The organism is Nonomuraea sp. NPDC050680, from assembly GCF_040654555.1.
Lineage (GTDB): Bacteria > Actinomycetota > Actinomycetes > Streptosporangiales > Streptosporangiaceae > Nonomuraea.
In genome coordinates this window covers 35,718-61,626 of record NZ_JBFAIF010000019.1, presented here as the reverse complement: position 1 = coordinate 61,626, position 25,909 = coordinate 35,718, and the positions used below count along the sequence as shown (strand labels likewise).

The following is a 25,909-nucleotide window of genomic DNA, read 5'->3' as shown; positions in this document are numbered from 1 at the left end:
CCCTGTTCGGTGAGTCTCCTCGGCAACCCCCACCCTGGTTCAGGGCCTCGGCGCAGCAGAAGCAGACTCACGCGAACAAGGACGATTCTTTTCCTATGTACTGACTTCCAGGGATACGGTCGGGTCGGCGAAGCGTTCGTTCGGCACCTGGGCGTACCAGCCGGGCCGTCCCGGGTCCCGGTCGTAGGGGTATCCGCCCAACTCCTGGTAGAGCTCGGCATAGCGGGCGACCCGGTCCTTGTCGAGCCGGACGCCCAGCCCCGGGCCGGTCGGTACCGCTATGGCCCCGTCGGCGTAGGACAGCTTGCCGCCCTCGATCACGTCGTCGCGGAGCTGGTGGTAGTGGGCGTCGGCCGCGTACGTGAGGTTGGGCAGGACCGCGCCGAGATGCAGCATGGTCGCCAGCTGGATGCCCAGCTCGCCGGAGGAGTGCACGGCCACCCCGAGCTGGAAGGTCTCGCACACCCCGGCCGCCTTGACACACGGCCGGATCCCGCCCCAGAACGTGGTGTCCAGCAGCACCACGTCGGCGGCCCGGCGCAGCACGTTGGAGGCCAGCTGCTCGAAGTTGACGACGACGGTGTTCGTCGCCAGCGGCACCCTGACCTGCTCGCGGATGGCCCTGAGCCCTTCGAGCCCCCAGACCGGGTCTTCCAGGTATTCGTTGTTCAGTCCCTCGATGGCCCGCCCGAACCGCAGCCCCTCGGCCACCGACAGCACCGCGTTCGGGTCGTAACGGAGCCGGTCGCCGGGGAAGGCCGCCGCCAGCGCCTGGTAGCACTCCAGCTCGAAGTCGGGCGGGAAGACCCCGCCCTTGAGCTTGTGGACGGTGAACCCGTGGGCCGCCTTGAGCTGCCTGGTGTGCTCGACGAGCTGGTCCGGCGTGCGTACCTCGGCGTACCCTTCCGCCGCGTAGCGGAAGAACAGGTAGGAGGCGAACGGTACGGAGTCGCGCAGCCGCCCGCCGAGCAGGTCGCTCGCGGGCACGCCGAGATGCTGCCCGATCAGGTCGATACAGGCGAACTCGATGGCCGCCAGGAGCTGGGTGCGGTTGTTGTAGAGCGACGCGGTCGGGTTCGCGATCTTGAACCGCAGCGCCTCCAGCTGGAACGGATCGTGCCCCTTCAGGTACGGTATGAGCGCCCGGAACGCCGCCTCGGCGCTCTCCCCGCCGCCGCCCATCTCCCCCAGGCCGATCAGTCCGTTGTCGGCCTCGACCTCGACGATCGTGCGGACGAACCGGCCCCAGTGGGCGCCGTTGCTGTGCCGGAGGGGCGCCTCCAGCGGAACGGCGACCGTGGTGGCCCGGATGTCAACGATCTTCACTCGCACGTCCCCCAAATAGCGGCCACACCGCAAGCGGGCAGCCGTACCTTGACCGATTCACCCGAGACCTCCAGGGGTCGCAGCTCCCGCTCCAGCCCGGCGCTCACCAGAGCTCGGCGCAGCCCCGGCAGCTGGACCGTCGCCTCGACCGGCTCGGCGGCCAGCGACTGCAGCCGGACCACGATCTCGTTGTCGCCGTTCTGCCCGAGCGAGGTGATCAGCACGTCGGGGTGGTCGACCGAGACGAACGACTTGACGGCGTCGGGCGAGCTGGTGAGCAGCGCGCCGACGAACTGGTCCGTCAGCCCGGCGGCCGCCCGCGCGCCCAGCCGTCTGCCCTCGATCCCCGGGGCCGACATGATCGAGTAGCGGAACGTGGTCTCTCCCTGCTGCTGGGCGGGGAAGTTGGTGTCCCAGATGTTGTTCAGCGCCCAGGAGTAGACCGTGCCCGGCTCCTCGTCCAGCGTCGGCGGGAACGGCGCGTACGGCATGTGGATGGTGCCCAGCTGCACCAGCGGCGCCTCCAGCGTGGCCCAGGCGACGGTCAGCTCAGGATCCTCGAAGGCGATCCAGTGCCTGATCGGCAGCATGTACTCGGCGGAGCCCGGCACCCGCGGCACGTCCGGCCCGCCGACCCCGCCGGTCAGCTCCCAGGCCGTCGCGGGTCCGGAGGCGAACGGGAAGGCCAGGAAGACCGCCTCCTTGGCGGGCGTGCCCTGCTTGGCCAGCTGGTAGGTCAGGTCGAGCCGGGCGACGCCGTTGTGCAGCTCGATCGTGGTGCGCAGCCAGTCGACGCCCTTGCCCTGCAGCTCGACGACCAGCTTCTCGCCCACGGCGGTCCGCTGCGCCTTGACGACGGTGGCGTTCCTGCCGATCGCCCGGTCGCCGAGCAGGGTGCGGTCGTGCGCCCCGACGTGCCCGGACAGGTGGTTGAAGTGCGGGGCGGTGGCGTAGCGGTCGTAGACGTACTGGCCGAACCCGGCGGCGGCGCTGTCGTTGACCAGCTCCCGCCCGGCCGCCTTGTCGAAGATCGAGCGGATGACGCCTTCGCGGACGTCGTAGGTGACTCGATAGAACTCGTTCTCGATCACCCCGCCCAGGTCGAGCCCGACCGGCTCGGCCGCCCGGACCTCACCCCTGACGACGTCGATCCGCGCGTAGCCGTAGCCGGGGACCTCCGGCACCACGGCATGCAGGTGCCGCCCGATCGGCCGGGTCGGCCAGTCGGCCGGGTCCACGAACTCCTCGTGGTGCGGGATCGTCTCGCCGGTGCGCGCGTCCACGAGGGCGATCGGCACGTCCGCCGGGACCACGTCCCGAGGGAGGAAGGCGCGGACGACGTCGGTCCTGCTCGCCGTGCCGGGGTTGAAGACGGCGAAGGACGCGAGCGCCGACGAATCGGCCACACCGCTGTCGGAGAGCGCCGCGCCGAACCGGCGGGCCGCGGCGTGCAGCAGGTCGGCCGCGTCGTCCTGGGCGTCGTAGGCGCCCGAGGACTTGCGGGTCCACTGCAGGCCGCCCGAGTCGCCCGCCTCCTCGGCGTCCTCCCAGGGGTTGGCCGCGCCCCAGGTGTGCTCGTTGAACAGCGCCACCTTGTCGTAGGCCTCGTCGATCTGCTCGGTCGCGTCGGCGCCGGCGATCGTGTGCAGCGTCTCGGCGATGCGCAGCGCGGACTGCGCCCGCCGTACGTACCCGAGGGGCCGCGCGCCGGAGCCGAGCCCGTCGGCCCACCAGTCGGTCCAGTCGCCCTCGTGTACGGCCAGGCGATCGTGGTAACGCTCTTCCACGTGCTCGAAGAAGTCGCTGTTGACCGCGGACCGCAGCCGGGGGAAGGCCCACTGCTCGTTCCACCTGCGCGCGATGGAGGCGGGCACGATCGAGGGTCCCGCGTTGTCGGCGTGCGCGCCCTGGACCCGCAGGTGCAGGACGTCCAGCTCGTACGGCTCACGCGGCGCGTCCGGCCCCTGCCAGCCGAACGTGCCGGGCCCGTAGGGGTAGCCGCGCGAGGCCAGCGCCGACAGGTAACGCGGCAGCAGGTCGTCGGCCAGCTCGTAGGAGTCGGTGAGCCCGACCGTGTTGCCCTCCATGTAGGCCATGCCGTGGGGGGTGTCGGTGAACCAGACGATCACCTCCTTGCCGCTCGGCGCCCGCCACCGGAACGGCCGGGTCAGCTTGTCGCCCCCGTGCAGGTACGGCACGGACCGCCCGGCCCAGTTGTGCGCCGCGGCGAGGTAGCGCACCCCGGCGGCGTTCAGCGCGTCGATCACGCCGACGACCGCGCCCGGCACGTCGGTGTGCATGGCCGACTTGGTGGCGAAGCCGTACTTCTCCTGGAGCCGCGTGGTGAAGCGGAGCTGCCGGTAGAGCTCCTCGGTCGAGCAGGCTTCGGTGTGCAACTGGAACGGCAGCGCGGTCACCTCGATGACGCCGGCGCGGGCCAGCGCGGCGAACTTGGCGACCTGGTCGGCGGGCCGGGCGTCGAGCCACTTCAGCGCGGGCATCGACGACTCGACCGACCACCTGAACCTGGCGTCGTCCGGCCAGGAGGCGGTCTCCTCGGCCAGCCGGAGGGCCGCGTCGAGGTAGTCGAGGTGGTGGCGGAGCACCGTGCCCTGCGGGTCGGTGTAGCCGATGTCGAGGTGCGAGTGGTGGACGACGAACACGCTCCACTTGCGCTGCGGGGTGATCGTGATCTCCGCGGAGCCGATGAGCCCTGCGTCGTCGCGCGACTCCAGGGTCAGCACGCGCGGGGCGCTCACCTCGGGCACCAGCAGCGTGACGTCGGTGCCGGAGGCGCTGTCCTCGCCCACCAGCACATGCGTCAACGGCACCGTGCTCGTCACCCGGACCGCCTGCCGGCCGTCGTGGGTGAACAGCGGCAGCACCGCGACCCGCACCTCCACGCCGCGCACGCCGATCACCGCTGTCGAGGTGTCGTTGCGCAGCGCCTGCCTGATCCCGTCATAGTCCGGCGAGCCGAGGCTCCGCTGCAGCAACCGGCTGGTCATCAAACACTCCCTAGAGACAGGCCACGGGCGAACAGCCGCTGGGTGGCGAGGAACAGCAGGACCGTCGGCAGCGAGACCGTGAGCCCCGCCGCGAGGCCCACGGGCACCGGAGTGCCCGCGTAGACGTCGGTCATCAGCCCGGCCAGCGCGGTCATCACCGGCCGTACGTCCTCGGTCTGCGTGAGCGTCAGGCCGAAGATCAGGTCGTTCCAGATGAAGGTGAACTCGAGGATGAACACGGCCGCCAGCGCGCTGACCGACAGCGGCAGGTAGATGCGCCAGAAGATCCGCCAGGTGGTGGCGCCGTCCATGCGGGCCGCCTCGAAGATCGAGAACGCCACTCCACTGTAGAAGTTACGCAGCACGAAAGCGGCCAACGGCACGTTGATCGCCGTGTAGACCAGGAGCAGGCCGCCCCTGGTGTCGTACAGGCCGAGATCGCTGTAACCCACGAACAGCGGCACCAGCAGCATCTGCGACGGGAAGATCGTGCCGCCGAAGATGAGCAGGAACCACCAGAAGCCGTGCCGCAGCCGGAGCACCACGATCGTGTAGCCGGCCAGCGCCCCGATGAGCACGCCGAGCGTGGGCGACACGACGCTGTAGAGCGCGGTGCTGGCCAGGCTGTCCGACAGGTTCGCGCTGTCGAAGGCCCGGGCGATGTTGTCGAACAGCGCGAAGCTGCCGGACGGCTGCCACGCCTTCGACGGGTCGTACGACGCCGCCGGCCGCGCGGCGTTGACGAGCAGCAGGTAGGTCGGGCCCAGCCAGATCAGGCCGAGCACGATGAGTACGGCACGCCGGATCATCGCACCTGCCTCCTGAGGTAGAGGTAGGACGCCAGCCCCGTGACCACGGTGAGCATCACCGCGACCGAGGCGCCGTAGCCGTAGTCGCTGGCCACGAACGTGTCCTTGTACATGGTCACCGCGAGTGTCTCGGAGTTGCGCCCAGGACCACCCTGCGTCAGCACCCAGACGATGTCGAACGTCTTCAGGCTCGCCACCAGCGCCAGCCCCACCACGACCGCGGTGAGGGGCGCCATCAGCGGCCAGATGACATGCCGGAACAGCTGCCACCCGGAGGCCCCGTCGAGCCGCGCGGCCTCGATCGGCGCCTTGGGGATGGACTGCAACCCCACCACGAACAGCAGCGTGTTGACGCCGAGCTGCTGCCAGGTCCAGACCAGCAGCATGGCGATCGTGTTGTGCGGCGCCTTCTGCAGGAAGGCGGTGTCGACGCCGAGCAGGATGTTCGCGATGCCGTCGTGCGACAGGATCGGACTCCAGACCATGGCCAGCCCGGCGCCGCTGAGGGCGTAGGGCAGCATGAACGGCACCCGGTACCAGACGCCGCCCTTGAGGTCGTACGACAGCACCGCCACCAGCAGGCCGAGCCCGACCGGCAGGGCCATCGTGCCGACCACCCAGATGAGCGTGTTGCCCAGGGCGGTGAGCAGTGCCGGGTCGTCGAGCAGCTTGCCGAAGTTACGCAGGCCGACCCACTCGGGCGGCGCGAGCCCGTCGTATTTGGTGAAGCTCAGGTACGCCGTCCACAGGAAGGGCACGTAGAGCAGCCCAGCGACGAGCAGTGCGGCAGGAGCGACATAGCCGTACCGGAAACGGCCAAGCATAGGCGCGCGCATCACTGATGCGTGCTCCAGTACTCGTCAGCGGCCTTCTGGATGGTCTCCAGCACTTCCTTGTACGTGCCGGGCTCGGTCACGAACTTGCTGAAGCCGTCGAGCGCGGCCGTCAGGATCGGCGGCGGTGTGGCCTCGAAGTAGCGGTTGACCAGGCGGTACTTGCCGCCGCCCGCGTCCTTGGTGACCTGGCCGAGCGCCTCGTCCTTGATCGTCACCTTGGGGTTGGCGCTGACGTCGCCGCGGGTCGTGGCCCACTTGTCCTGGGCGGGCTGCGTGGTCCACCACTTGAGGTACTTCTGGCCGGCCTCGGGGTCGGCCGCCTTGGTCAGCGAGCAGAGCGGGCCGCTCTCGAAGATCATCGAGGTCTTGGGGAGCGCGGCGTTCACGTTCGGGATCGCGAAGAAGCCGTAGTCGGTGCCGGCCTTCAGGTCGCGCTGGGTCATGCTGGTGTTGAACCAGGTGCCGAAGGAGACCATGGCCGCCTTGCCGTTCTTCAGCACGTCGCCCGGGTCGGTTTTATCGCCTGGATTGATGAAATATCCGGCGTCGATGAGCTGCTTCCACTTCTCCATCACCTGGACCACGCCCGGGTCCGTGTACTTGGCCTTGCCCGTGGAGAGCCGGTCGTACAGGTCGGGGTCCATGCCCGCCATCAGCTGCTCGAACCAGACGAAGGAGAACAGCACGCTGGTGTGGTAGAAGGCCTTGACGTTGTTCTTCTTCAGGGTTTCGGCCACCTTGACCAGCTCGTCCCACGTGGTGGGGGGCTGCAGGCCGTACTTGTCGAAGACCTTCTTGTTGTAGAACATGCCCCAGTAGGCGACGTTCATCGGCACGCAGTACTGCTTGCCGCCCACCGTGTAATAGGGGGCCAGGTCCGGCGACAGGTCGCCGGCCTTGATCGCCTCCTGCCAGATGGCCGAGGTGTCGGCCACCTGCTTCTGCTTGACGATCTCTTCCAGCATCCCGCCGGTCTGCCAGGTGAAGAGGTCGGGTTTGACGTTCGTACGGAACGACGCCTTGATGAAGGCCTGGTACTGGGCCGAATCGGTGTAGCCGACCGGCTTCATGCCTAAGCCGATCTGCTGCTTCGACAGAGCGCCCATCTCGTCGAAGTATTTGCTCCAGGCGCCCTTGTCGTTGTACAGCGACAGTTCGGACTTCTTCTGCGGCGCCTCGGTATTGCCGCCACAAGCGGCGAGAAAGAGAGCTGCCACGCCGAGCGTGACAACGCGTGACCGGATCATGCCCCGGCCTCCTTGTTTCATTTGGGGGGGTGTTGCAACCTCTGCTCTATTACGGTCTTGACGTCCACCAGGTGAGCTCGCATCCGCTCCTCGGCCGCCGCGGCGTCATGCGCCTCGATGGCCTCCAGGATCGCCAGGTGCTCGTCGTAGTCACGGCGCCGGTCGTCGAAGATCTGCAGGATCTCCCGCTGCTCGGGACCGTGGACGGTCAGCAGCGAGTCGACCACCTCGTGCAGCACGCTGTTGCCCGCCAGCCGGGCGGTCGCCCGGTGGAAGGTCATGTTGGTGTCGTGCAGCTCGGCGTCCTGGCCGCGCAGGTGCCTGGCGGCGGCCTCGAGCACGCGCTGGAGCGCGACCAGTTCCTCGCCGGTCGCGCGTGCCGCGGCCATCGCGGCCAGCGGCGGCTCGATGACGATGCGCGCGCCGAGCAACTCCAGCAGCTGGGCGGCGTGCATCTCGCGCATGTTGGGGTTGGGGAGCACGAGCCGCTCGATGTCGGCTCCGACATAGATGCCGGATCCGTGCCGCATCTCGATGGCCCCGGTGGCCTCGAGTCTGCGCAGCGCCTCACGCAGCGTCGGGGTGGTGACGGCGAAGCGCTGGGAGAGCTCCCGCGTCGAGGGCAGCCTGTCGCCCGGCCGGTGCCCACCTGTACGGATGAGCTCCAGCATGCGCTCGGTCAGAGCGTCGGAAAGGCTGGGCCGCGTTACCTCGGACATATCAAGTCATCTAATCACTTTTCCTCATGGCCGTCTATGAGGAGATTAGCGTTGAGTAAAGAACCTCAGCGCTCAGGCCAGGTCGCCGCCTGGCGGGGTTCTCGCGCAGGCGGCGACCAGCGGCCTCAGGGCGTCTTGACGTGCCGGTGCGGCTTCACAGGATCTATGCGCTCACGCTGGAACGATCCCCCTGTTGGATCCCCGTGTGTGCCGACTCATGTTCGCCTAGCTACGGGGGGGAGGAATACTGGCCGTCGAGGTAACTGTTCGGTCGCCGAAATAACTCCGGCTCGTCGGCGGTTGCACCTTTCATGGCTTTCCCGCTCTCCATCCTTGACCTCGCACACATCGGAGACGGAGAGACGGCGGGTGACAGCTTCCGCGCCAGCGTGACCATGGCCCAGCGCGCGGAGGAGTGGGGCTACCAGCGGATCTGGTACGCGGAGCACCACAACATGCCCTCCATCGCCTCTTCCGCGACCAGCGTCCTCATAGCCCACGTAGCCTCACAGACCCAAACGATTCGCCTCGGGGCCGGCGGCATCATGCTGCCCAACCACGCGCCGCTGACCATCGCCGAACAGTTCGGCACACTCGAAACCCTGCATCCCGGACGCATCGACCTCGGCCTCGGCCGGGCGCCGGGCAGCGACCAGCAGACCATGCGCGCCCTGCGCCGCAACCCGGCCACCGCCGACGACTTCCCACAGGACGTACTGGAACTCCAGGGCTACCTGACGGGCGAATCCCGCATCCCGGGCATCGACGCGACCCCGGGCAAGGGCACTGACGTGCCGCTCTACATCCTCGGCTCGTCCCTGTTCGGCGCCAAGCTCGCCGCCATGCTCGGCCTCCCGTACGCCTTCGCCTCCCACTTCGCCCCCACCGCGCTGGAGGACGCCGTCACGCTCTACCGGCGCGAGTTCCAGCCGTCCAGGCAGCTGGCGGAGCCGTACGTCATCGCCGGTGTCAACGTCGTCGCGGCGGACACCACGGAGGAGGCGGAGGCGCAGTTCCTGGACGCCAAGCGCAGCAGGGTGACCCGGTTCCTCGGCCGTGGCCAGACGTTCACCCCGGAGGAGGCCGACGTCATCCTCGCCTCACCGGCCGGGCAGCGGCTCCTGCAGATGGCCAAGTACTCCGGCGTCGGAACCGCCGCCGAGGTGCGGGACTACCTCGATCGCTTCGCCAAGCAGGCCCAGGCCGACGAGCTGATCGTCGTCTCCATGGCCCCCGACCGGAAAGCCTGGCTGCGCTCCCTCGAATTGCTGTCACCGGGAACAATCGGCGGCTGACCGCGGTTACACAACTCGTGGCCGGTGTGCCCAGTGTCCCCGGGCCTCACCTATTGCCTTCGCGGAATACCGTTCGGCTGGAGCCGCGTTGCGCCTTTCGCCGAGAGGCGACACGCACACCGGTACGCACTCGTAAGGCCGAGGCCCCGCCAGAACATTGGCGGGGCCTCGGCTGTTTCTCCGCCGGAAACTAGTTGCCGCGCCGCATCCTTCGCTGAAGGATGTCGCCATGATCAAGGTCGAGTCCCTGACGAAGATCTTCCGCCGTCCTCGAACCTTCTCGGGCCCCATGGGCGCCCTACGCACCCTCGTCACCCGCCAGTACGACGAGCGGATCGCCGTCGACGACGTCAGCTTCGAGATCCCCGAAGGCGAGGTCGTCGGCTACCTCGGCCCCAACGGCGCCGGCAAGTCCACCACAGTGAAAATGCTGACCGGCATCCTCACCCCCACCAGCGGCCTGATCGAGGTGGCCGGTCGGGTGCCGTGGCGGGACCGGAAGGCCAACGCCAGATCCGTCGGCGTGGTCTTCGGCCAGCGCAGCCAGCTCTGGTGGGACCTGCCGCTGATCGAGTCGTTACGCCTGGTCGGCGACCTGTACGACGTACCCGCCGACCGTTTCACCACCTCGCTGCGCCGCATGCGCGACCTGCTCGGCCTCGACGACTTCCTGGACACGCCGGTCCGGCAGCTCAGCCTCGGCCAACGGATGCGCGGCGACCTGGCAGCCGCCATGCTGTACGACCCGCCCATCCTGTACCTGGACGAACCGACCGTCGGCCTCGACGTCCTGGCCAAGCAGGCGGTACGCGAGTTCATCTCCGACACGAACCAAGCCGGGCGCACCACGGTCGTACTGACCACCCACGACCTGGCCGACGTCGAGGCGCTGTGCAAGCGCATCATCGTGATCGACAAGGGCCGGGTGCTCTATGACGGCGGCATCGACGCCCTCGTCACCGCCTACGCCCCGCCCCGGCGGCTGGCGATCCACCTGGCCGACGGCCAGACCCGCACCTTCGACATCGCCGACGGCGCCTCCGTCCCCGAGTTGATCGGCCAGGTCGCCGCCGAACAGACCATCCGCGACCTGTCCATCCAGGAGCCCGACCTGGAGGGCGTGATCAAGCAGCTGTATATCGAGAGCACGCGATGATCCGCCCCCTGATCGGGACGGCCCGCATCGGCCTGCGCTTCCAGCTCGCCTACCGCAGCGACGTGATCATGACCGTGCTGACGCTGATCGCGCAGGTCTTCCTGCTGCGCATGGTCTGGACCTCGGTGTACGGCGCGCAGCAGCAGGCCCAGGGCATGACGCTCCCGCAACTCCTGGCCTACCTGAGCCTGGCCAACCTCCAGGCGTTCGCCACCACGCCGGTCATTCCGTACATCGCCCTGCTCAGGATCCGTACCGGCATGGTGTTCTTCGACCTGTCCCGGCCGACCGGCTACCTGCCGCAACTGGCCGCCTTCCAGGCCGGACACACCTCCGGCGGCCTCCTCCTGCTGGCACCCGCCATCCCGGTGGTCCTGCTGGTCGGCTCGATCACCCCCACCGGCCGGCCGCTCGCCTACGCCGGAACACTGCTGCTCGGCTACGCCATCTCGGTGCAGCTGTCGCTGCTCATCTGCCTGATCGGCTTCTGGACGCTGGAGACGAGCGCGATCGCGCTGCTGTACCGGCTGACCAGCCAGTTCTTCGCCGGAACCCTGGTCCCGCTGTCGTTCTTCCCCGGTGCGCTGGGCACCCTGGCCGAGGTGCTGCCGTTCAAGTACCTGGGCTACGTGCCCGCGGCCGTCTACGTCGGCCACCTGTCGGGCGCGTCCGTCCTGCATGCGCTGGCCGCCGAGGTCGCGTGGGTCGCCGGGCTCACGGTCCTGCTGTGGGCGCTCTGGCAGCGGGCCCACCGCAGGGTGGTGATCAACGGTGGCTGAGCTCGCCCGCACCCTGCGCCTGTACTGGCGGCTCCAGCGTGCCACCATGCGTGGCGCCCTGCAGTATCGGCTCAACGCGCTGATCGGCATCGCGACCGGAGCGGTCTACCAGGGCAGCGGCTTCGCCTTCGTGTGGGTCGTCATGCACACCTTCCCCTCCATGGCCGGCTGGACCCTCCGGGAGATCGCCTTCCTGTACGGCCTGCGGCTGACCGCCCACGCGCTCTGCATGCTGCCGCTGAGCAGCCTCATCTTCATGGAATGGCTGGTCCGGGAGGGCGAACTGGACCGTGTCCTGCTCCGCCCGCTCAACCCACTTCTCCAGATCATGACCAAACGCATGGGCGTCGGCCAGGTAGGCGACCTGCTGACCGGCCTGGTCCTGCTGCTGGTGGCGGCCCCCGCCTGGAGCGCGCCCATGGCCGCCCTCTGCCTGCTGGCCGTCATAGGCGGCGCGCTGGTGGAGAGCTCGGTCCACCTGTCGCTGGCGTCCCTGTCGATGCGCATGCTGGACACCGCCGCTCTGCGCGGGTTCCTGGATGACGTGTTCAGCAAGTTCGGCTCGTACCCGATGAGCGTGTTCGGCGGGGTCACGCAGTGGTTGCTGACGTTCGTGCTGCCGGTCGCGTTCGTGGCTTACGTACCGGCGAGCGTACTGCTGGGCAAGGCCGCGTCGCTGAACGTCCCCGCCTTCGTGGCATACGGCAGCCCGCTCCTGGGGCTCGCCCTGTTCACCCTCGCCTACCGCTTCTGGTGCCACCAACTCCGGCACTACCAGAGCGTGGGGAGTTAGAGCGTCGGGGCGCCTCCCACGGTGACCAGCTCCACCTCGGCGTCCTTCAATGCCACGGCGAGGTCCTCCGGCGGCGGCGCGTCGGTGACCAGGACCGATACTCGGTCAAGGCCGCAGATGTGCACGAAGGCGCTCCTGCCGAACTTCGACGCGTCGGCCACGACGACGACCCGCGTGCCCGCGTCGATCATCTGGCGCATCATCTGGGCCTCTTGCAGGTTGCTGGTGGACAGCCCACCACTGGCCGAGATGCCGCCGACGCCGATCACCGCGGTGTCGGCGCTGATGCCCTGGGTGTCGGCGAAGGTCACCGGCCCAATGGTGACATTCGACGAGATGCGGCAGCTGCCACCGATCACATAGAGGTCGCGTACGGCCTCCTGCGGGATCTCGGGGGGCAGGCGCAGATTGTTCGTCACCACCGTGAGGTCACGCTTGCCGGTGAGCGCCCGGACCACCGCGAGCGTGGTCGTGCCGCCGTTGACGATCAGGGTCTCGCCGTTGGAGATGAGCCGCGCCGCGGCGATGCCGATGGCCTGCTTGGCCTGGTGGTGCGCGGCCGCGCGACTGTCGAACGGGGTGTCGGCCGTGGCCAATTCGTCCTTGTGCATCGCGCCACCGTGGGTTCGGGCGATCAGCTGCCGCTCCGCGAGGTGGTCGAGGTCACGACGGATGGTGTCCATGGACACGGCGAAGAGTTCTGCCAGCTCGGCGACCGTGGCGTGACCGCGTTCGCGGACGTGCCTCACGAGTTCGGCGCGACGCTTCGCGGGCAGTGCCGTGTCCTGCATGATTCGCTCCTGCGATGCGGCTAGTTGCGGCTAGTTTCAGGTTACTGCGATTCTTTGCGACCCAACCATTGACCCATTCGCAACATCAAGCATACTGTGGCGAATATAGGCAAGCCTGCCTAGCGAATACTGCAGGAACCCGCAACGTTGCCATCCCCGGACCACTGTGTTCAGACTCCTGCGTCTTAGGAGAAGCGATGACAGCCGGCAGGCCGCGGCCTTCGGGCGGCGCGCCGCACTGCCTTGGCGGCGCAGCGGCCACAGCGCCGCTGCCGACCTGCTGGCCTGCCGAAGGTCCGCTCAGCGACGGCCGGCGCGCCGAGTGCATCCCAACGCCGTACCTGGCCCATCCGGGCCCACCACGATCGGGCTCGACGACACGTTCGTCGCCGGCGTGCTGCTCTCCGACTGCCCGAACAGGGGCGGGCCGGAGCAGGCCACCGCTTGAGCCCTACGTTCAAGTAGCACCTGGAGACACCCAGTGAACTCGATCATCGATCCTGGCAAGATCCGTGGTCTGCAGCGCGTCACCAGCGCCGATGGCTACTTCCTCATCTGCGCCCTCGACCACCTGTCCGACTTCGCCGAACTGCTCGCGCCCGATCCGGCGAGCGTCACCTTCGCCGATGTCGTCGCCGCGAAAGACGCGGTGGTCCGCGCCGTGGCCCCGTCGATCTCGGCCGTGCTGCTCGACCCGCTGTACGCCCTCGGCCACCTCGTGGCCTCCGGCGCGGTCCCCGGAACCGTCGGGCTGATGTCGAGCATCGAGGACGAGGACTACCGGCACCCGGACGGTCCGCGCCATACCCGGCTGCGCGAGAACTGGAGCGCCACCCGCATCAAGCTGACCGGCGCCGACATGTGCAAGTTGCTGTGGTTCTACCGCCCCGACGCCGATCGAGTCGTCGCCGAGGAGCAGCGGCAGCTCGTGGCCGGCCTCGCCGCCGAATGCGCCCAGCTCAGCCTGCCCCTGGTAGTCGAGCCGATCTGGTACCCGCTGCCGGGCGAGGACCCGACCACCGCCGAGTGGAAGGCCGACCGGGTGCGCGGCATCATCGCCTCCGCCGCGGCCGCCAACAAGCTCGGCGTCGACATGCTCAAAGTGGAGTTCCCCGGCTACGTCGACACGGCAGAAGGACGTGCGCAGGCGGCCGCCGCCTGCGCGGAGCTGGACTCGGTGGTGAGCGTACCGTGGGTGATCCTGTCCGCCGGGGTGGGATATGCCGACTTCAAGACGCAGGTCGAGATCGCCTGCCAGGCCGGCGCCGCCGGTTACCTCGCCGGCCGGTCGATCTGGCGCGACGCCGTGTCCACCCACGACCCCGCCGCCCGCGAGGAGGCCATCGCGGCGGCCAGGGAGCGACTCGAGGAGCTCAACGCGGTGACGCGGAGGTACGGGCGCCCCTTCACACCGGCCTGGCCACTCGACGTGGTGGTCAAGGAACTACCCGCCGAATGGTACCGCTCATGAAACGCCTGACCCGGGAGCATCTGCGTGACCAGCTACCTTCTGCCCGCGAACACTCCACGCTCGTTCTACCGGGGTGCCGGGCGCATCGGCCGCTTCCGCGGGATTCCGTCCGCCGATGATCCCTACTATCCGGAGGATTGGGTCGCCTCGACCACCAGCCGGCACGGGGCGGCGCCCGCGGGAGTGACCACACTGCCCGACGGCCGGTCACTCGCCGAGGCGATCGCCGGCGATCCGGTGTGGTGGCTGGGCGAACAACACGTCGCGGAACACGGTGCCGACCCCGCGATCCTGGTGAAGCTGCTGGACGCCGGGGAACGGCTACCGCTGCACGTGCACCCCGATCGGCGATTCGCCGCCGACCACCTGGCCTCGCCGTACGGGAAGACCGAGGCATGGGTGATCGTCTCGGCCGAGCCGGAGGCGGTGGTGCATCTCGGCTTCGCCAGGGACGTCGAGCCCGACGAATTGGCCCGCTGGGTCGCTGACCAGCGAATCGATCAGATGCTCGACGCCACGAACCGCGTACCGGTGCGGGCCGGCGACGCCATCGTGTGCCCCGCGGGTCTGCCGCACGCCATCGGGGCCGGGATCCTCATGGTGGAGGTGCAGGAGCCGACCGACTTCTCCGTGCTGCTCGAATGGGAGGGCTTCGCCGTCGACGGCCCGGCCGTCGGGCACCTGGGGCTCGGCTACGACCAGGCGCTCGGCTGCGTCGACAGGAGCGGCTGGGGCGCGGAACGGCTGAACGAGCTACGCCGCGCCCGCCAACCGGCGAGTGACGCCCGGCCCGGGGTTCGCCGCCTCTTCGCCGAGTTCGCCGACGAGTTCTTCGCCGCCGAGAGGCTGCGTCCCGACCCCGTCAGCGTGCTGGAGCCGGCGTACTCGATCGTCGCGGTCACCGATGGCGCCGGGATCGTCACGAGCGAGCATGCCCCGCCGGTCCCGGTCAAGTCCGGGGACACGCTGCTCCTCCCGTACGCGGCCGGGTGGTGCACCCTGCGCGGCGACGCCGCGGCGGTGCGCTGCAAACCCAGCCCAGAAGTCCACTGAAGGCCCGCCGAGGTCCTCGGCCAGGTGACGACGCAGTCGAAGCCTTCCTCGACGACGTCATCTGGCCTTAGCGGACGTCCCAGAGCCAGAAACCGCCGCATACCTCCTTGGGGATTCGAAACCCCATTTCAGTGCGAGCCAGTGTGAGCAACCAACGCGGTAGTCGCGGGGCCGTACGACAAGACGCCGTCGTTCATGTGACCAGCGTGGCGGGCAATCCTGTGACCGGCATGGGGGTAGGACAACGTTCTACGCTTGTGGCGTCTGGGCGCACTTCCAACCGCTGCGGCCCGGCCGTCACACCACTACTGAGCATGCGCGGGTCCTCCGGCGACTTCCATACGGGCGTCGATTACACGCTCACCGTCGAGACCGCGCAGCAAGCATGAGCACATCCTGCCTCGATCCACCGCAAGCCGCTCCGAAGACGGCGCCGCACCGTCTCTGGGGAAGAACGCAGCACCGATACGCCGTGTTTCACCGACTATGCAAGATCGATGATCGCATCGGTGTCAAAACGCCGTTTCCAGATCGTTTCGAGCGCCGACCGCGCCGAAACAGGAACCTCAGGTTCGACTTGGAGCACGTCGTCGGTCACTCGACCCATGATGAAGTCCGGTTCCGCCGTGCTCGATGGAAGGGTGAGCCGGCCCGCTTCGTCGAGCACGACGAACCAATCCCGCTGAGAGTAGTCATGGACTTTCATTCCTCCCGGCAGGCGATCGGCGTAGCCGGCCAATGAATCTCTCAGTCTGGCTATGGCCTGCTGCGGGCCAGAGAGGGCAAACCTCCGGTCCACCCGCGTACGTCGGTTATGAATATAAGTTTGAAATAGCACATCGTTGAAGCCGCATCTGGCCACATCCTCCACAAAAACCCGAACATCGTCCACGGACTCCGCGGAGAGCATGTAGTTGGCGCCCACTGTGACGTCGTGGGCACTGATCAGTCGGTCGGCCAGCGACAGTTGCTGATCGTAGTTTCCTCTCCCCATCAAGCGATCATGTATCGAACGTGACCCATAGAACGACAGTTTCACATACTCGAACGATTTGATCCAGGCAGGAATGTCGATGGACAGCCGATCTCCGTTCGTCGTGACGAGCTGGAGAATGCCAAGCTCACGGACATGGTCCACCAGACGAGCGAAAAGTGGGTACTCGAATGGTTCACCGCCGGAGTAGGAGATTTTTTCCACCTTGAGCTCAAGCAGCCGCTCCGCTATGACGAACGGATCATGCCCCGGATGTGCGACACGCGGGCCACTGGTGGACAGGCAGAATGAACACGCGCGGTTGCAATGGCGAGAGAGACGCCAGCAGACCAGACGGTGAGTGCTGAAGTGGCGTACCATGATCCCTACGCATCAAAGGAGAGCTTCGAGATCCAAGGGCTCAGCCAGACGTCAGAAGGACCGTGAAGGAAGACATCGCGTAGCGTAACCCTTGATCCGGCCATCTGTTCAAGTCCGCATAATACCCAAGAGAGGTGATGGAGATTTACTGTCTGCGTCGTAGAGGTACGTATACATACCCTGCGGGGCATGCGGAAGCTCGATCCAGAACTAGGCTCGATGACACCCTCACAATCGGTCATCGAGAGATGGCCTGATCGCATGTCCGGAATTCTCTTGCTTCCGCTGCCGGTAAGGAAGAAGTCGATCACCGAACCCGCGACGCTCAGCGCGCACCAGCTCTTGCCGAGTATCTGAAGAACATCCTCTCTGCTGGCCAAGCCGATCGTGTTTCCTTCATAGGAGGCAGCGATGCTCGAAAACTCCCGCATGCCGAGAAAAGCACCCGGACGGTCTTGGCAGCTTCTCAGGAGTTCGGCGAGATCGCCCCGGTGGTCGACGATGAAGTCCCAGTCGGAGCCTCCCGACCGTCGCCCGAGCAGACGCGATCCGTAGAGATAGACACCAATCCCTCGGGACCCCAATTCGGACAGCAGTCCGCGCAGGGCTGCAGGGTGGTCGCTCATAGACGACGGAGCTGAGCCGACTGCACGTGACCTCCATGAGGTCAAAAGAGTGACCTCTTCCTCTCGGGCCAGCGCGCAGTCTCGGTCGAGCAGGAGATGCCTTCGCCCGGGCAGGGCCGCCGCTGTGCGCGCTGTCAACTTCGTCCACTTACCGGCGGAGCAGTGGTAGACGGGCCGAAAGGCGATGTTCCCGCTCTCCGTATAGGCTCGGAACGAGCCCAGGATGCCGTTTGAAGTCACGACGTAGTCATATGGCTCATACATGGAAGGCTAGGGGGAGGCTAGTTTAATACATTCGTCGCGCATGAAACCTTCGTGCAGTCGAAGGAGGGGGGTGCCGCGGGCGACCACATAGGCGGCTTTTATATTGATCTGCCGCCACGAGAAGCCCGGACCGGACTTGCGCGCGAAGTCGTCGGCGTCCTCCAGGCTGGCCCCGTACACGATGCCCTCGACCTTGGCCCATATGGCGGCGGACGTGCACATCGGGCACGGCTCCAAGGTGGTATAGAGGAAGCAGCCGGGCAAGTATCTGCTGTTCGCGCTGGCACACGCGCGCCGAAGGGCGAGTATTTCCGCGTGTGCGGTGGGGTCGTGCTGAGAGTGCAACTCGGTGAAAGCCGACCCGGTGATCTCCATTCGGCTGTCCACGACAACCGCGCCGATCCGATAGTTTCCCGACGGAGCCGCCCGTCCGGCGGTTTCTATCGCCACGCCCATCGCTCGCTCGTTTGGGTGCAGGTCACGCACGCTCGGTCGCCCTCTCTTCTTCCAACTCCAGTGCTTTCAGCCGGACAATGACATCCGTCACCCCCACCGCCAAGCTCTGAAAACTTCTGCGAATCGCGTCGTCCGACAACACCCTTTTATTGCCGAAGGCGCACAGAACTCCGGCGGGCGTATCATTCTCACGGTGCATTGGAAGCGCCAGAACCCAAGAGATCTGCGGGTCCACCTTGTTCTTGATTCTCGCGTTGTATCGCTCCGGATGCGTTACAGGAAGCTCTTCGTAGACTATTTCGTCATTCTTGTAGGAATCACATATGATGAGCTCGTCGGTGTCGACGTATGCTACGTCCAGAGAATGGTTGAGCGGCAGGTCTTCGCACTCATAGTGCACCAGACGATCTTTGCGCAGTACCGTTCGGTCGCCCACCGTGTCCGCGTAGAAAAGATGCACATTGGCATTCCCCCGCCGCGGGCTTCTGCCCATCGTCTGCAAGAGCGAAGAAATCACCTGCCGGTTGTTCTCCTTGAGACGCCCCAGGGATTGCCGGTGGGCATTTCTTTCGGCAACTGCGGCCGCGCGCTGCGTCAAGATGTCGTTCATGAGGTCAAAGATCAGCAAGGCAACCCCTATGGGCAGTAGGAGATTCCACCAGCCGAGACGACTTGGCACCGATCCTAGTCTTTGCCCATCAGAGACGGCATTCGCCACCAAATTGGCAAAGAATCCCAATGTTATGGGTACAGATAGCTTTATAAGGATTCGCAACGTGACGGGTTTCTTCCCACCGCGCCATCGAGGTGAAATACCCGGAGCCTTCAATACACCCATTGTCCGGATGGCCCTTCTTATCGATTTCCGGCCAGGCACTATAAGCATGCGAGATGAAGGAGGGGTCACTTCGACTTGTATCACGTTCACCGGCGCCCATCCAGAGGCAGGACGAGTCGTGATCACGTCGTCCATTTCCGGAGAACTTTGGTGATACCGAGGCGCTGAGTTGTTCGTACGAGAAGGCCCGAATTTAAGCCGACCTGAAGGGTCGTATAACGACGGACCGCCCCCGAAGCGCCGCCATGAGCCCCCAGACCGTGTGACCAGCTTCGTTGCTGTGGACGGCCCAGAGAGCAGGGTGTTCACCGGTTCGATGCGGGACTTCAGCAGACGGTCAGCGCTGACGACGTGGCGGCGTTCGTAAGGGCGGCTGGCGTACCCCTGCGGGGGAACCGGGCCTGGTGGATCACGATGACGCCTTCCCTTCGATTCCTTTTGACGTCTCGAGGTTGCGGTGAGAGACCACGAGATCCGCGTCCTGCTCGTTCAGGACAGATCAGACATGTCGAGTACGAACCGATAGCGGACGTCGTTGCGCTGGAGGCGATCGAGGGCTTCGTTGACGCGTGCCGAGGGGAGAAGTTCGATGTCGGCGGTGATACCGCGCTCGGCACAGAACGCCAGCATGGCGGCGGTCGCGGGCCGCCCGCCGCTGCCCGCGGAACTGAGCCTCTTACGTCCGACGAGCAGATCGGTGGTCTGTACGGTGACCGGTCCGAGGTGCCCGAGGTGGCTGAGCGTCCCGTCCATGGCGACCAGCCGCAGGTACGGGCCGAGGTCGTGGGGGGCGGAGATGGTGTCGATGACGACGTCGAACCGGTCCCGGGCCACGGCCATCTGCCCAGGATCCGTGGAGACGATGAGGTCATGGGCGCCCAGGCGACGGGCGTCGTCGATCTTGTCCGCCGACCGGCTGATGACCGTGGTGCCGGCACCGAGCGCCACGGCGAGTTTGACCGCGAGATGGCCCAGACCGCCAAGTCCCGCCACGGCGACGCGGGCACCCGGTCCCACGCCGAGTGTGTGCAGCGGCTCCCAGACGGTGACTCCGGCGCAGAGCAGAGGGGCCGCGGCGGCGGGGTCGAGGCCGGCGGGGAGGGGGTAGGCGAAATGGTGGCGGACGACGTATTCGCGGGAGTAGCCGCCCAACGTGGTCGACCCGTCGCGGCGGTCGGTGCCGCCGTAGGTCAGGGTCGGGAACTCGTGGCAGAAGTTCTCCTGGCCGGCCTGGCACATGGCGCACCCGCCACACGAGTCGACGATGTTTCCGACCGCGACCGGGTCACCGACGGCGAATCGGGTGATTTCGGGCCCGATCTCGGTCACCACCCCGGTGAACTCGTGACCCGGCACAAGGGGCGTGCTCGTGTCACCGGGATGAGCGCGAACGGCGTGCAGATCGGTGTGGCAGACGCCGCAGTAGTCCACACGTACCGCGATGTCGTCAGGCCGCAGGTCGCGCCGCTCAAGTGGCACCTGCCGCAGCGTTGCGGAACCGTCCGCCTGCCATCCCAACGTGCTCCTCATGTATGCCACTCCTTTAAACAGACTGTTCGGTCTATCGCAGACTAGCTCTCTCCCGGCCGTAAAACAAACCGACTGTTCTGTTTGATAGAGTGGACGGCATGGCCGATCAGCCCCTGACCTCCCGTGGCGCGGCGACCCGCAGTCGCATGCTCGACGTAGCGACTCAGGAGTTCGCCGAGTATGGGATCGCCGGGGCGCGCATCGAGCGGATCGTGGCCGCCGCCCGCACCAACAAGGCGCAGCTGTATGCCTACTTCGGCAGTAAGGAAGGGCTGTTCGACGCCATCTTCGCCGATTCGCTGGAGCGGATCGTGAACGTCGTCCCGATCGACGCCACCGACCTCGCGGACTGGGCCGTACGCCTCTACGACGAATACCTCCGCCGCCCCGACCTCATCCGGCTGGCCACCTGGGCACGTCTGGAACGACGTCCCGCCGGCCACCTGGTCGACGACGCCGACCGTCTCGACGACCACAAGCTGCGCGCCATCGCCGAGGCGCAGGCCGCGGGCATCGTGCGACCGGGCGACCCGTTCGACGTGATGGCCCTGGTCATCGCGATGTCCATGGCATGGTCGCCCGTCAGCAACGTCTACGCCGCGACGGCCGAGGAGCCGTCGGAGCTGCACGAGCAGCGCCGCACCCTGCTCCGCGAGAGCGTCAGGCGGGCCGTGACGACCGGCTGAAACAGGTCAATCAGGCCCGGGGACGGCAGCGGCCCCCCGGACTACCCAAGCCGGGGGGCCTGATGTGTGCCGCCATATTCGGCGCCAGCGGCGTTTAAGAGAACGGATCAGTCCTGACGACGTGCGCTCTGCCATTGAGCCACCGGGGCACGAAGAGCCCCGAGCCGGATTCGAACCGGCATCTCAACAATCACAGTCCATCCTCGATTGATCTGGCGCTCGACGGCGATACTGAGGCTAGAGCGAGAATCTGAGTTTGATCGGCTGCCTCTACCAGTTGGGCTACCGAGGCGCGTACCTCGGGGAGGACTCGAACCTCCACTTGAACCGTTCGTCAGCTTCAGCTTGAGCTTCAGCTTTGCGCTTACGCGCACCCCGCGCTCAACGGGGAGTCATTGGGTCAGGCGAACAGGTACCCGAACACGGCGTCGCCGACCTCCTGGTCATCGACGGCGGTCGCGTTGGCCTCTTCACGGGCGTACTTGACGGCGTCCTGCAACTTCTGCACGCGGGCCAGCAGCTCGTTCACGCGCTTGGCCGGCAGGGCCCCGGAGAAGGCGGTCTTCGTCCAGTAGCCGACCACGATGTCCTCGGTGAACACCTACACCTGGGCGGGGTGCTTGTCCGTCGCCTCGGCGAGCACGTGGTTACGCGGAACCTTCTTGGTGCGCGTGGTCTTGACCGGTTCGGTGCGCCAGGTCTCGGCGTTGTCGTCGAACGACCACGTCTCGGCCGGGTCGAGCGTCGGCAGCTTCGACACGAACGTGTGCAGGTCGACGAGCTGCTTCTCCAGGAACAGCAGGTACGTGACCGGGGCGCCGGAGATGAGAGTCTCCCCGTCGACCACGACGTCCGCCTTGGCGGTGGCGTTGGTCCAGTCCTTGGTCGCCGTCACGTCGAACAGCCGCGTCAACGCCTTCGCGACGTCCGCAATGATCGCCTCGGTCTTCACCTGAACGCGCGTGGCCGTCTCGCTGCCGTCTGGAGGGGACGAGCGAGAGTCAGGCCTTCAAAGCGGCGGCGGCCCCACGTAGTGGATCGCCTTCTGCGCGACGTCAGGTGTTACTCGACGGGCCCAGTCGAATGCCGCGTTCTGATCATCAGCGGGGATGTCCGTGGTGAAGTACACGGCAGGGCCGATGTCCCCTTCCGACCGGAGCGCCCAGCCGTCGGCTTCCCTGGCCAACACCCATTCGTCTGCCGCCGGCGCCGGGTGGATACGAGGACGCCATATTTCGGCGACGGCCCGCAGCAGCGACTTCCACCTGGACGCGTACAGAGCCGGGCCACCTCGCCCTGTTCCGCTGGACGCGTAGCCGAGGACGCCCTTGCGGGATCGGCGGAGCAGGCACAGTCGCAGCACGTCAACCGCATGCCGTAGTGCTGCCGTTCGGGATCCGCGCGGTTCAGTGGCGTTCGCAGTCATTGGCGCTCACCAATCGTTCGGGGCTGTCTTTCTGCGCGGGTTCGAACTCCTTCACTTTGCCATCGGTGCCCCTTGTCGCGCCGACGGCTGTACCTCTTGCACGCCATAGACCTGGAAAGCAGGGCGCGGTCACGGTCAGCGTCTTCGGCGTCGTCGGCGGAACCGCGCGGTCCCCCCTCTCATCCATGGTCACCCATCGTCCGTTGGTGTCCCGCAGCTGTATCCGGACGGATATCCGGTGTCGAACGGGCGGCACTTCGCACCAGTACTTCAGGGTCGCGCCGATGCCAGCTGACGAGATGCTCATGCCTTCGTGCAGAATCTCCATAAAGCACTGCGGATCAGATGCCCGGCCCTTCTCGCCGCCGATCTCGCCGGCGCAGGCGGTTAAGGCGGCGGCCGACAACGTGGCGAGAACGCATACGCCCGACGGCCATCGCATCGTCCGACCTCCTCACCTTCATGGCATCGTCGCAGAGAGTAGTCATCTGATCACGATTAGGCAATGCGAGAGGCGGTAAGATCTCCGTCCCGGCAGGCGACTTTCAGCATCAGGTAGCGCCCGTGTTGTAGCTGGAACTCTCCGTAACCGACGGGTGGCAGCCCAGCACGAACGCTCTGCACCTTCCAGGAGTGGATCACGGAGGTCCGCTCACGGGAAGGCGAGGAGAGCAGCTCGACGACAACCTAGATCGTCGGGCCCGGTAGCGTGTGTCGCCGCTGTACGCCCACGCAGAAGGCCCCCCGCGATCACCGCGAGGGGCCTTCTAGCTGGGAGCCGCCTTCGGGATTCGAACCCGAGACCCCTTCATTACGAGTGAAGTGCTCTGGCCGACTGAGCTAAGGCGGCGTGCCGTACAGCGTGAACGAGTCTACAGGAGCCCAAGGGGTTCTTGCTCCCCCGATCAGCCGATGCCCGGACAGACTGTTCCGTCCTGTGGTGGCGTGCCCGTCAGCAGGTAGTGGTTCACCGCGTCGTCCACGCATGACGAGCCGTTGTAGTACGCCGTGTGGCCATCACCGTCATACCCGAGGAACACACCCGAGGTCAGCTCGCTCGCCAATGCCTGCGCCCATGAGTACGGGGTGGCCGGGTCGCGTTCGGTGCCGATGACCAGGATCGGGGCGGCGCCTTTGGCGGCGAGTGGGCGGTTTGTGAGTGTCGGCTTGGCGGGCCAGAAGGCGCAGGGAAGCGAGCTCCACATGAGGTAGGCGCCGAACCTGGGTGCCTGGCGTTCCGCCTCCGTCGCCGCGGCCGCGTAGGCGGAGACGTCCTTGGGATAGGAGCCGTCTACGCAGTTGATGGCCATGTTGGCCTCGGTCTGGTTGGAGTAGGCGCCGTTGGCGCGTCTGTCGATGAGTTGGTCGGCGTTGCGGAGGAGCAATCTGCCGTCGCCGTCCAGGGCTTGGCGGAACGTTTCGGTTAGTTCGGGCCAGGAGCCGCGATCGTAGAGCGGGGTCAGGGCGCCGAGAGTGGCGAGCGACTCGCCGGCCTGCCGCCCGTCGGCCGGCAAGGGACGGGCGTCTGTACGGTGCAGCAGCTCGGTCACCTCGGCCAGGGCGCCGTCGACGGTACGGCTGCGGAACGGGCAGTCACCCTCGGCCAGGCAGGACTCCAGGTAGGCGCGGAGGGCGCGTTCGAAGCCCATGGCCTGGTCGGCGTTGAGCTTCAGCCGGGAGATGGCCGGGTCGAGAGCGCCGTCGAGTACGAGGGCTCGGACCTTGCTGGGGAACATATCCGCATAAACAGCGCCCAAGAAGGTGCCGTAGGACTTGCCGAGATAGGTCAGTTTCTGGTCGCCAAGTGCCTGGCGCAGCCCGTCCATGTCCCGCGCGGCGTCAACGGTGCCCACATGTGGCAGCAGACGGCCCGACCCGGCCTGGCAGCCTTTCGCGAACTCGCGCGAACCCTGCTCGAGCGCGGCCCGTTCCTGCGGCGTGTCGGGGGTGGTGTCCAGGGCGATGAACGCGTCGAGCCGCGGGTCACTCAGACACTCGACAGGCGCCGACTCACCCACACCGCGTGGATCGAACCCTACGACGTCGAACCGTTCGCGCACCTCCTCGCTCACGATCGATCGGGCGGCTCGCGCATACATGACCCCGGAACTTCCTGGACCGCCTGGATTGACCACCAGGGACCCGATTCGGTCGCCGGTGGCCGGTAGCCGAACGACGCTGATCTTGATGTGCTCGCCGTTCGGCTGACCGTAGTCGAGGGGCACCGACAGCTTCGCGCAGTCGAACCCGTCACCACAGTCGGACCAGCTCAGCCCACCCGCCGGTGCCTTTGTCCCAGCACAGGCGGAGGCGAACAACACAGTCGCGGCGACGACGGTCAGTGCCCGGAACCACACGCTCCGAATCTTACGCGTGTCCCGTCTCCCTCCCACCTGCGGATGGCCTCAGCTCGCGGAGAAGTTCACGAGCACCCGCCCGTGAACCTCCCCACGTCATGCCCGCCGACTAACCGCCGCCATCCGCCGCTATCCACCAGGAGACACCGTGCCGCCCTCCTCGCCGTACATCTTGTCGTGCTGCTGCCGTGGCGAGCACACCGAGGCGGAAGGGCACGCACAACGCCGTCCACCATCGTCCAGACGCACCGTCACCGTGTCCGCAGGAACGTTATGTCCCAGGACGCTTCCCTCCCCCTGCGGCGTGCTCACCCGGCTGCCTGTACGCGGCATCCGGTTCCGGGTCTCGACATAGAGCGGATGCTCGTACTTGAGACAGCACATCAGCCGCCCGCACGCCCCGGCGATGCGCAAGGGGTTGACCGGGAGGTCCTGGTCCTTGGCCATGCGTACGGAGACCGGCTCGAAGTCCTTGAGGAAGGTGGCGCAGCACAGATCACGACCACATGGGCCGATGCCGCCCTGCAACCGCGCCTCGTCACGCGGGCCGATCTGCCGCAGCTCCACCCGGGCCCGCAGGTTGCGGGCCAGGTCTCGGACGAGCGCGCGGAAGTCGACCCGATGCGGGGCGGAGAAGTAGACCGTGTAGACGTTGTCCTGGTCGAGGTAGTCGATTCCCACCACCTTCATCGGCAGCTCGTGCCGCTTGATCAACCGCTTGGACACGCTGCGGGCCTCGGCCCTGCGGCGCTTGTTGGTCTCGTCGCGGGAAAGGTGTTCCTCTCCCGCTATGCCCGCGCACACCGGCATTCCGTCGATGTCTTCACTCGAATATTGCGGCGCCCACACGCACTCCGCCACCTCAGGACCCGAGTCGGTCGGGACCAGCACCTTGTCGCCCACCTTGGGAGTGTGGCCACCGGGATCGAGGTAGTAGAGCCGCCCGTAGCGGGTGAAGCTCACGGCCATGATCATTCCCATGGGCTCGTGCTCGCCTCCTGACGGCCTCGGGGGTTCTTACGGCCTTCGGTTGCCACATTACGTGTGTCGACCCGTGTGGTGTGAGAACCCCACCGCCAGAGCCCTGCG

Annotated in this window: 26 protein-coding genes and 2 tRNA genes; 8 read left to right on the top strand and 20 right to left on the bottom strand. The window is 66.8% G+C overall.

Translation table 11 applies throughout. From position 1 onward, the window contains the following. Nucleotides 1-93: 93 nt before the first annotated feature. From AB0H88_RS40585 to AB0H88_RS40560, 6 genes are read right to left on the bottom strand one after another with little or no spacing between them, the layout of a single operon-like run. Complete coding sequence (locus AB0H88_RS40585) at nt 94-1,326, bottom strand: enolase C-terminal domain-like protein (protein WP_357653896.1); 1,233 nt, start codon at nt 1,324-1,326, stop codon at nt 94-96. After that, nucleotides 1,323-4,334: a hypothetical protein gene (locus AB0H88_RS40580; RefSeq protein ID WP_357653895.1), complete on the bottom strand. Its 3,012-nt coding sequence runs from the start codon at nt 4,332-4,334 to the stop codon at nt 1,323-1,325. Before AB0H88_RS40580 ends, AB0H88_RS40585 begins: the two co-directional genes overlap by 4 nt. Next, nucleotides 4,334-5,143, bottom strand: coding sequence for a carbohydrate ABC transporter permease (locus AB0H88_RS40575; protein WP_357653894.1), 810 nt, complete (start codon nt 5,141-5,143; stop codon nt 4,334-4,336). Before AB0H88_RS40575 ends, AB0H88_RS40580 begins: the two co-directional genes overlap by 1 nt. Further along, on the bottom strand, nt 5,140-5,967 hold the full coding sequence (locus AB0H88_RS40570) for a sugar ABC transporter permease (protein ID WP_357653893.1): 828 nt from the start codon (nt 5,965-5,967) through the stop codon (nt 5,140-5,142). Before AB0H88_RS40570 ends, AB0H88_RS40575 begins: the two co-directional genes overlap by 4 nt. 11 nt (nt 5,968-5,978) lie before the next feature. Beyond that, nucleotides 5,979-7,226: an extracellular solute-binding protein gene (locus AB0H88_RS40565; protein ID WP_357653892.1), complete on the bottom strand. Its 1,248-nt coding sequence runs from the start codon at nt 7,224-7,226 to the stop codon at nt 5,979-5,981. Nucleotides 7,227-7,243: 17 nt separating this feature from the next. Further along, the gene (locus AB0H88_RS40560) at nt 7,244-7,945 is read right to left on the bottom strand and encodes an FCD domain-containing protein (RefSeq protein WP_357653891.1); all 702 of its coding nucleotides are present in this window, start codon (nt 7,943-7,945) and stop codon (nt 7,244-7,246) included. A 311-nt stretch (nt 7,946-8,256) separates the two neighbouring features. On the opposite strand from AB0H88_RS40560, the gene AB0H88_RS40555 reads away from it, so the two are divergent. The 4 genes from AB0H88_RS40555 (at nt 8,257) to AB0H88_RS40540 (ending at nt 11,968) form a co-directional block, all read left to right on the top strand. After that, nucleotides 8,257-9,240 (top strand): LLM class flavin-dependent oxidoreductase, encoded by a 984-nt coding sequence (locus AB0H88_RS40555; RefSeq protein ID WP_357653890.1) that lies wholly within the window; start codon nt 8,257-8,259, stop codon nt 9,238-9,240. 229 nt (nt 9,241-9,469) lie between these two features. Further along, complete coding sequence (locus AB0H88_RS40550) at nt 9,470-10,396, top strand: ATP-binding cassette domain-containing protein (RefSeq protein WP_357653889.1); 927 nt, start codon at nt 9,470-9,472, stop codon at nt 10,394-10,396. Continuing rightward, entirely contained in the window at nt 10,393-11,175 is a 783-nt protein-coding gene (locus AB0H88_RS40545) for an ABC-2 family transporter protein (protein WP_357653888.1), read from the top strand. Before AB0H88_RS40550 ends, AB0H88_RS40545 begins: the two co-directional genes overlap by 4 nt. Next, entirely contained in the window at nt 11,168-11,968 is an 801-nt protein-coding gene (locus AB0H88_RS40540; protein WP_357653887.1) for an ABC-2 family transporter protein, read from the top strand. Before AB0H88_RS40545 ends, AB0H88_RS40540 begins: the two co-directional genes overlap by 8 nt. On the opposite strand, the gene AB0H88_RS40535 is transcribed toward AB0H88_RS40540, so the two are convergent. Then, nucleotides 11,965-12,759 carry a DeoR/GlpR family DNA-binding transcription regulator gene (locus AB0H88_RS40535; RefSeq protein ID WP_357653886.1) on the bottom strand — a complete coding sequence of 265 codons (795 nt, stop codon included), beginning with the start codon at nt 12,757-12,759 and terminating at the stop codon, nt 11,965-11,967. The genes AB0H88_RS40540 and AB0H88_RS40535 overlap by 4 nt on opposite strands. A 322-nt stretch (nt 12,760-13,081) precedes the next feature. Between AB0H88_RS40535 and AB0H88_RS40530 the strand changes: the two genes are divergently transcribed. The 3 genes from AB0H88_RS40530 to AB0H88_RS40520 are packed head-to-tail and all read left to right on the top strand — an operon-like array spanning nt 13,082 to nt 15,283. Then, nucleotides 13,082-13,207, top strand: coding sequence for a hypothetical protein (locus AB0H88_RS40530; protein WP_357653885.1), 126 nt, complete (start codon nt 13,082-13,084; stop codon nt 13,205-13,207). A 33-nt stretch (nt 13,208-13,240) separates the two neighbouring features. Further along, entirely contained in the window at nt 13,241-14,230 is a 990-nt protein-coding gene (locus AB0H88_RS40525) for a tagatose 1,6-diphosphate aldolase (protein ID WP_357653884.1), read from the top strand. Nucleotides 14,231-14,254: 24 nt separating this feature from the next. Continuing rightward, complete coding sequence (locus tag AB0H88_RS40520) at nt 14,255-15,283, top strand: class I mannose-6-phosphate isomerase (RefSeq protein WP_357653883.1); 1,029 nt, start codon at nt 14,255-14,257, stop codon at nt 15,281-15,283. 484 nt (nt 15,284-15,767) lie between these two features. Here AB0H88_RS40520 and AB0H88_RS40515 read toward each other — a convergent pair whose 3' ends face one another. The 5 genes from AB0H88_RS40515 to AB0H88_RS40495 form a co-directional block, all read right to left on the bottom strand. Then, nucleotides 15,768-16,637 carry a radical SAM protein gene (locus tag AB0H88_RS40515; protein ID WP_357653882.1) on the bottom strand — a complete coding sequence of 290 codons (870 nt, stop codon included), beginning with the start codon at nt 16,635-16,637 and terminating at the stop codon, nt 15,768-15,770. A 5-nt stretch (nt 16,638-16,642) separates the two neighbouring features. Then, nucleotides 16,643-17,263: a nucleotidyltransferase domain-containing protein gene (locus AB0H88_RS40510; protein WP_357653881.1), complete on the bottom strand. Its 621-nt coding sequence runs from the start codon at nt 17,261-17,263 to the stop codon at nt 16,643-16,645. Between the two features lie 270 nt (nt 17,264-17,533). After that, on the bottom strand, nt 17,534-18,013 hold the full coding sequence (locus AB0H88_RS40505) for a nucleoside deaminase (RefSeq protein ID WP_357653880.1): 480 nt from the start codon (nt 18,011-18,013) through the stop codon (nt 17,534-17,536). Beyond that, nucleotides 18,006-18,593, bottom strand: a complete 588-nt coding sequence (locus tag AB0H88_RS40500; protein WP_357653879.1) for a hypothetical protein — start codon at nt 18,591-18,593, stop codon at nt 18,006-18,008. Before AB0H88_RS40500 ends, AB0H88_RS40505 begins: the two co-directional genes overlap by 8 nt. A 717-nt stretch (nt 18,594-19,310) precedes the next feature. Further along, nucleotides 19,311-20,351: an NAD(P)-dependent alcohol dehydrogenase gene (locus tag AB0H88_RS40495; protein WP_357653878.1), complete on the bottom strand. Its 1,041-nt coding sequence runs from the start codon at nt 20,349-20,351 to the stop codon at nt 19,311-19,313. A 98-nt stretch (nt 20,352-20,449) separates the two neighbouring features. On the opposite strand from AB0H88_RS40495, the gene AB0H88_RS40490 reads away from it, so the two are divergent. Beyond that, nucleotides 20,450-21,037: a TetR family transcriptional regulator gene (locus AB0H88_RS40490; protein WP_357653877.1), complete on the top strand. Its 588-nt coding sequence runs from the start codon at nt 20,450-20,452 to the stop codon at nt 21,035-21,037. A gap of 155 nt (nt 21,038-21,192) precedes the next feature. On the opposite strand, the gene AB0H88_RS40485 is transcribed toward AB0H88_RS40490, so the two are convergent. From AB0H88_RS40485 to ricT, 8 genes are all read right to left on the bottom strand, one after another. Beyond that, nucleotides 21,193-21,329 (bottom strand) — tRNA-OTHER (locus AB0H88_RS40485). A gap of 108 nt (nt 21,330-21,437) precedes the next feature. Further along, nucleotides 21,438-21,638 carry a hypothetical protein gene (locus AB0H88_RS40480; protein WP_357653876.1) on the bottom strand — a complete coding sequence of 67 codons (201 nt, stop codon included), beginning with the start codon at nt 21,636-21,638 and terminating at the stop codon, nt 21,438-21,440. Beyond that, complete coding sequence (locus tag AB0H88_RS40475; protein ID WP_357653875.1) at nt 21,639-21,989, bottom strand: hypothetical protein; 351 nt, start codon at nt 21,987-21,989, stop codon at nt 21,639-21,641. A gap of 57 nt (nt 21,990-22,046) precedes the next feature. After that, on the bottom strand, nt 22,047-22,400 hold the full coding sequence (locus AB0H88_RS40470; protein WP_357653874.1) for a hypothetical protein: 354 nt from the start codon (nt 22,398-22,400) through the stop codon (nt 22,047-22,049). Nucleotides 22,401-22,443: 43 nt separating this feature from the next. Further along, a complete protein-coding gene (locus AB0H88_RS40465) occupies nt 22,444-22,905 on the bottom strand; it encodes a hypothetical protein (protein ID WP_357653873.1) in 462 nt (153 codons plus the stop codon). Between the two features lie 334 nt (nt 22,906-23,239). Further along, nucleotides 23,240-23,313 (bottom strand) — tRNA-Thr (locus AB0H88_RS40460). 55 nt (nt 23,314-23,368) lie between these two features. Continuing rightward, on the bottom strand, nt 23,369-24,820 hold the full coding sequence (locus tag AB0H88_RS40455) for an alpha/beta hydrolase (protein WP_357653872.1): 1,452 nt from the start codon (nt 24,818-24,820) through the stop codon (nt 23,369-23,371). A gap of 129 nt (nt 24,821-24,949) precedes the next feature. Further along, nucleotides 24,950-25,795: a regulatory iron-sulfur-containing complex subunit RicT gene (gene ricT, locus AB0H88_RS40450; protein ID WP_357653999.1), complete on the bottom strand. Its 846-nt coding sequence runs from the start codon at nt 25,793-25,795 to the stop codon at nt 24,950-24,952. Nucleotides 25,796-25,909: the final 114 nt, after the last annotated feature.

What these genes read in the sequence shown, in the direction of transcription:
- AB0H88_RS40495 (WP_357653878.1), bottom strand. Translation starts at nt 20,351, where the DNA reads ATGAGGAGCACGTTGGGATGGCAGGCGGACGGTTCCGCAACGCTGCGG.
- AB0H88_RS40570 (WP_357653893.1), bottom strand. Translation starts at nt 5,967, where the DNA reads ATGCTTGGCCGTTTCCGGTACGGCTATGTCGCTCCTGCCGCACTGCTC.
- AB0H88_RS40490 (WP_357653877.1), top strand. Translation starts at nt 20,450, where the DNA reads ATGGCCGATCAGCCCCTGACCTCCCGTGGCGCGGCGACCCGCAGTCGC.
- AB0H88_RS40535 (WP_357653886.1), bottom strand. Translation starts at nt 12,759, where the DNA reads ATGCAGGACACGGCACTGCCCGCGAAGCGTCGCGCCGAACTCGTGAGG.
- AB0H88_RS40560 (WP_357653891.1), bottom strand. Translation starts at nt 7,945, where the DNA reads ATGTCCGAGGTAACGCGGCCCAGCCTTTCCGACGCTCTGACCGAGCGC.
- AB0H88_RS40550 (WP_357653889.1), top strand. Translation starts at nt 9,470, where the DNA reads ATGATCAAGGTCGAGTCCCTGACGAAGATCTTCCGCCGTCCTCGAACC.
- AB0H88_RS40515 (WP_357653882.1), bottom strand. Translation starts at nt 16,637, where the DNA reads ATGGTACGCCACTTCAGCACTCACCGTCTGGTCTGCTGGCGTCTCTCT.
- AB0H88_RS40510 (WP_357653881.1), bottom strand. Translation starts at nt 17,263, where the DNA reads ATGAGCGACCACCCTGCAGCCCTGCGCGGACTGCTGTCCGAATTGGGG.
- AB0H88_RS40565 (WP_357653892.1), bottom strand. Translation starts at nt 7,226, where the DNA reads ATGATCCGGTCACGCGTTGTCACGCTCGGCGTGGCAGCTCTCTTTCTC.
- AB0H88_RS40465 (WP_357653873.1), bottom strand. Translation starts at nt 22,905, where the DNA reads ATGCGATGGCCGTCGGGCGTATGCGTTCTCGCCACGTTGTCGGCCGCC.
- AB0H88_RS40575 (WP_357653894.1), bottom strand. Translation starts at nt 5,143, where the DNA reads ATGATCCGGCGTGCCGTACTCATCGTGCTCGGCCTGATCTGGCTGGGC.
- AB0H88_RS40555 (WP_357653890.1), top strand. Translation starts at nt 8,257, where the DNA reads ATGGCTTTCCCGCTCTCCATCCTTGACCTCGCACACATCGGAGACGGA.
- AB0H88_RS40580 (WP_357653895.1), bottom strand. Translation starts at nt 4,334, where the DNA reads ATGACCAGCCGGTTGCTGCAGCGGAGCCTCGGCTCGCCGGACTATGAC.
- ricT (WP_357653999.1), bottom strand. Translation starts at nt 25,795, where the DNA reads ATGATCATGGCCGTGAGCTTCACCCGCTACGGGCGGCTCTACTACCTC.
- AB0H88_RS40500 (WP_357653879.1), bottom strand. Translation starts at nt 18,593, where the DNA reads ATGAACGACATCTTGACGCAGCGCGCGGCCGCAGTTGCCGAAAGAAAT.
- AB0H88_RS40545 (WP_357653888.1), top strand. Translation starts at nt 10,393, where the DNA reads ATGATCCGCCCCCTGATCGGGACGGCCCGCATCGGCCTGCGCTTCCAG.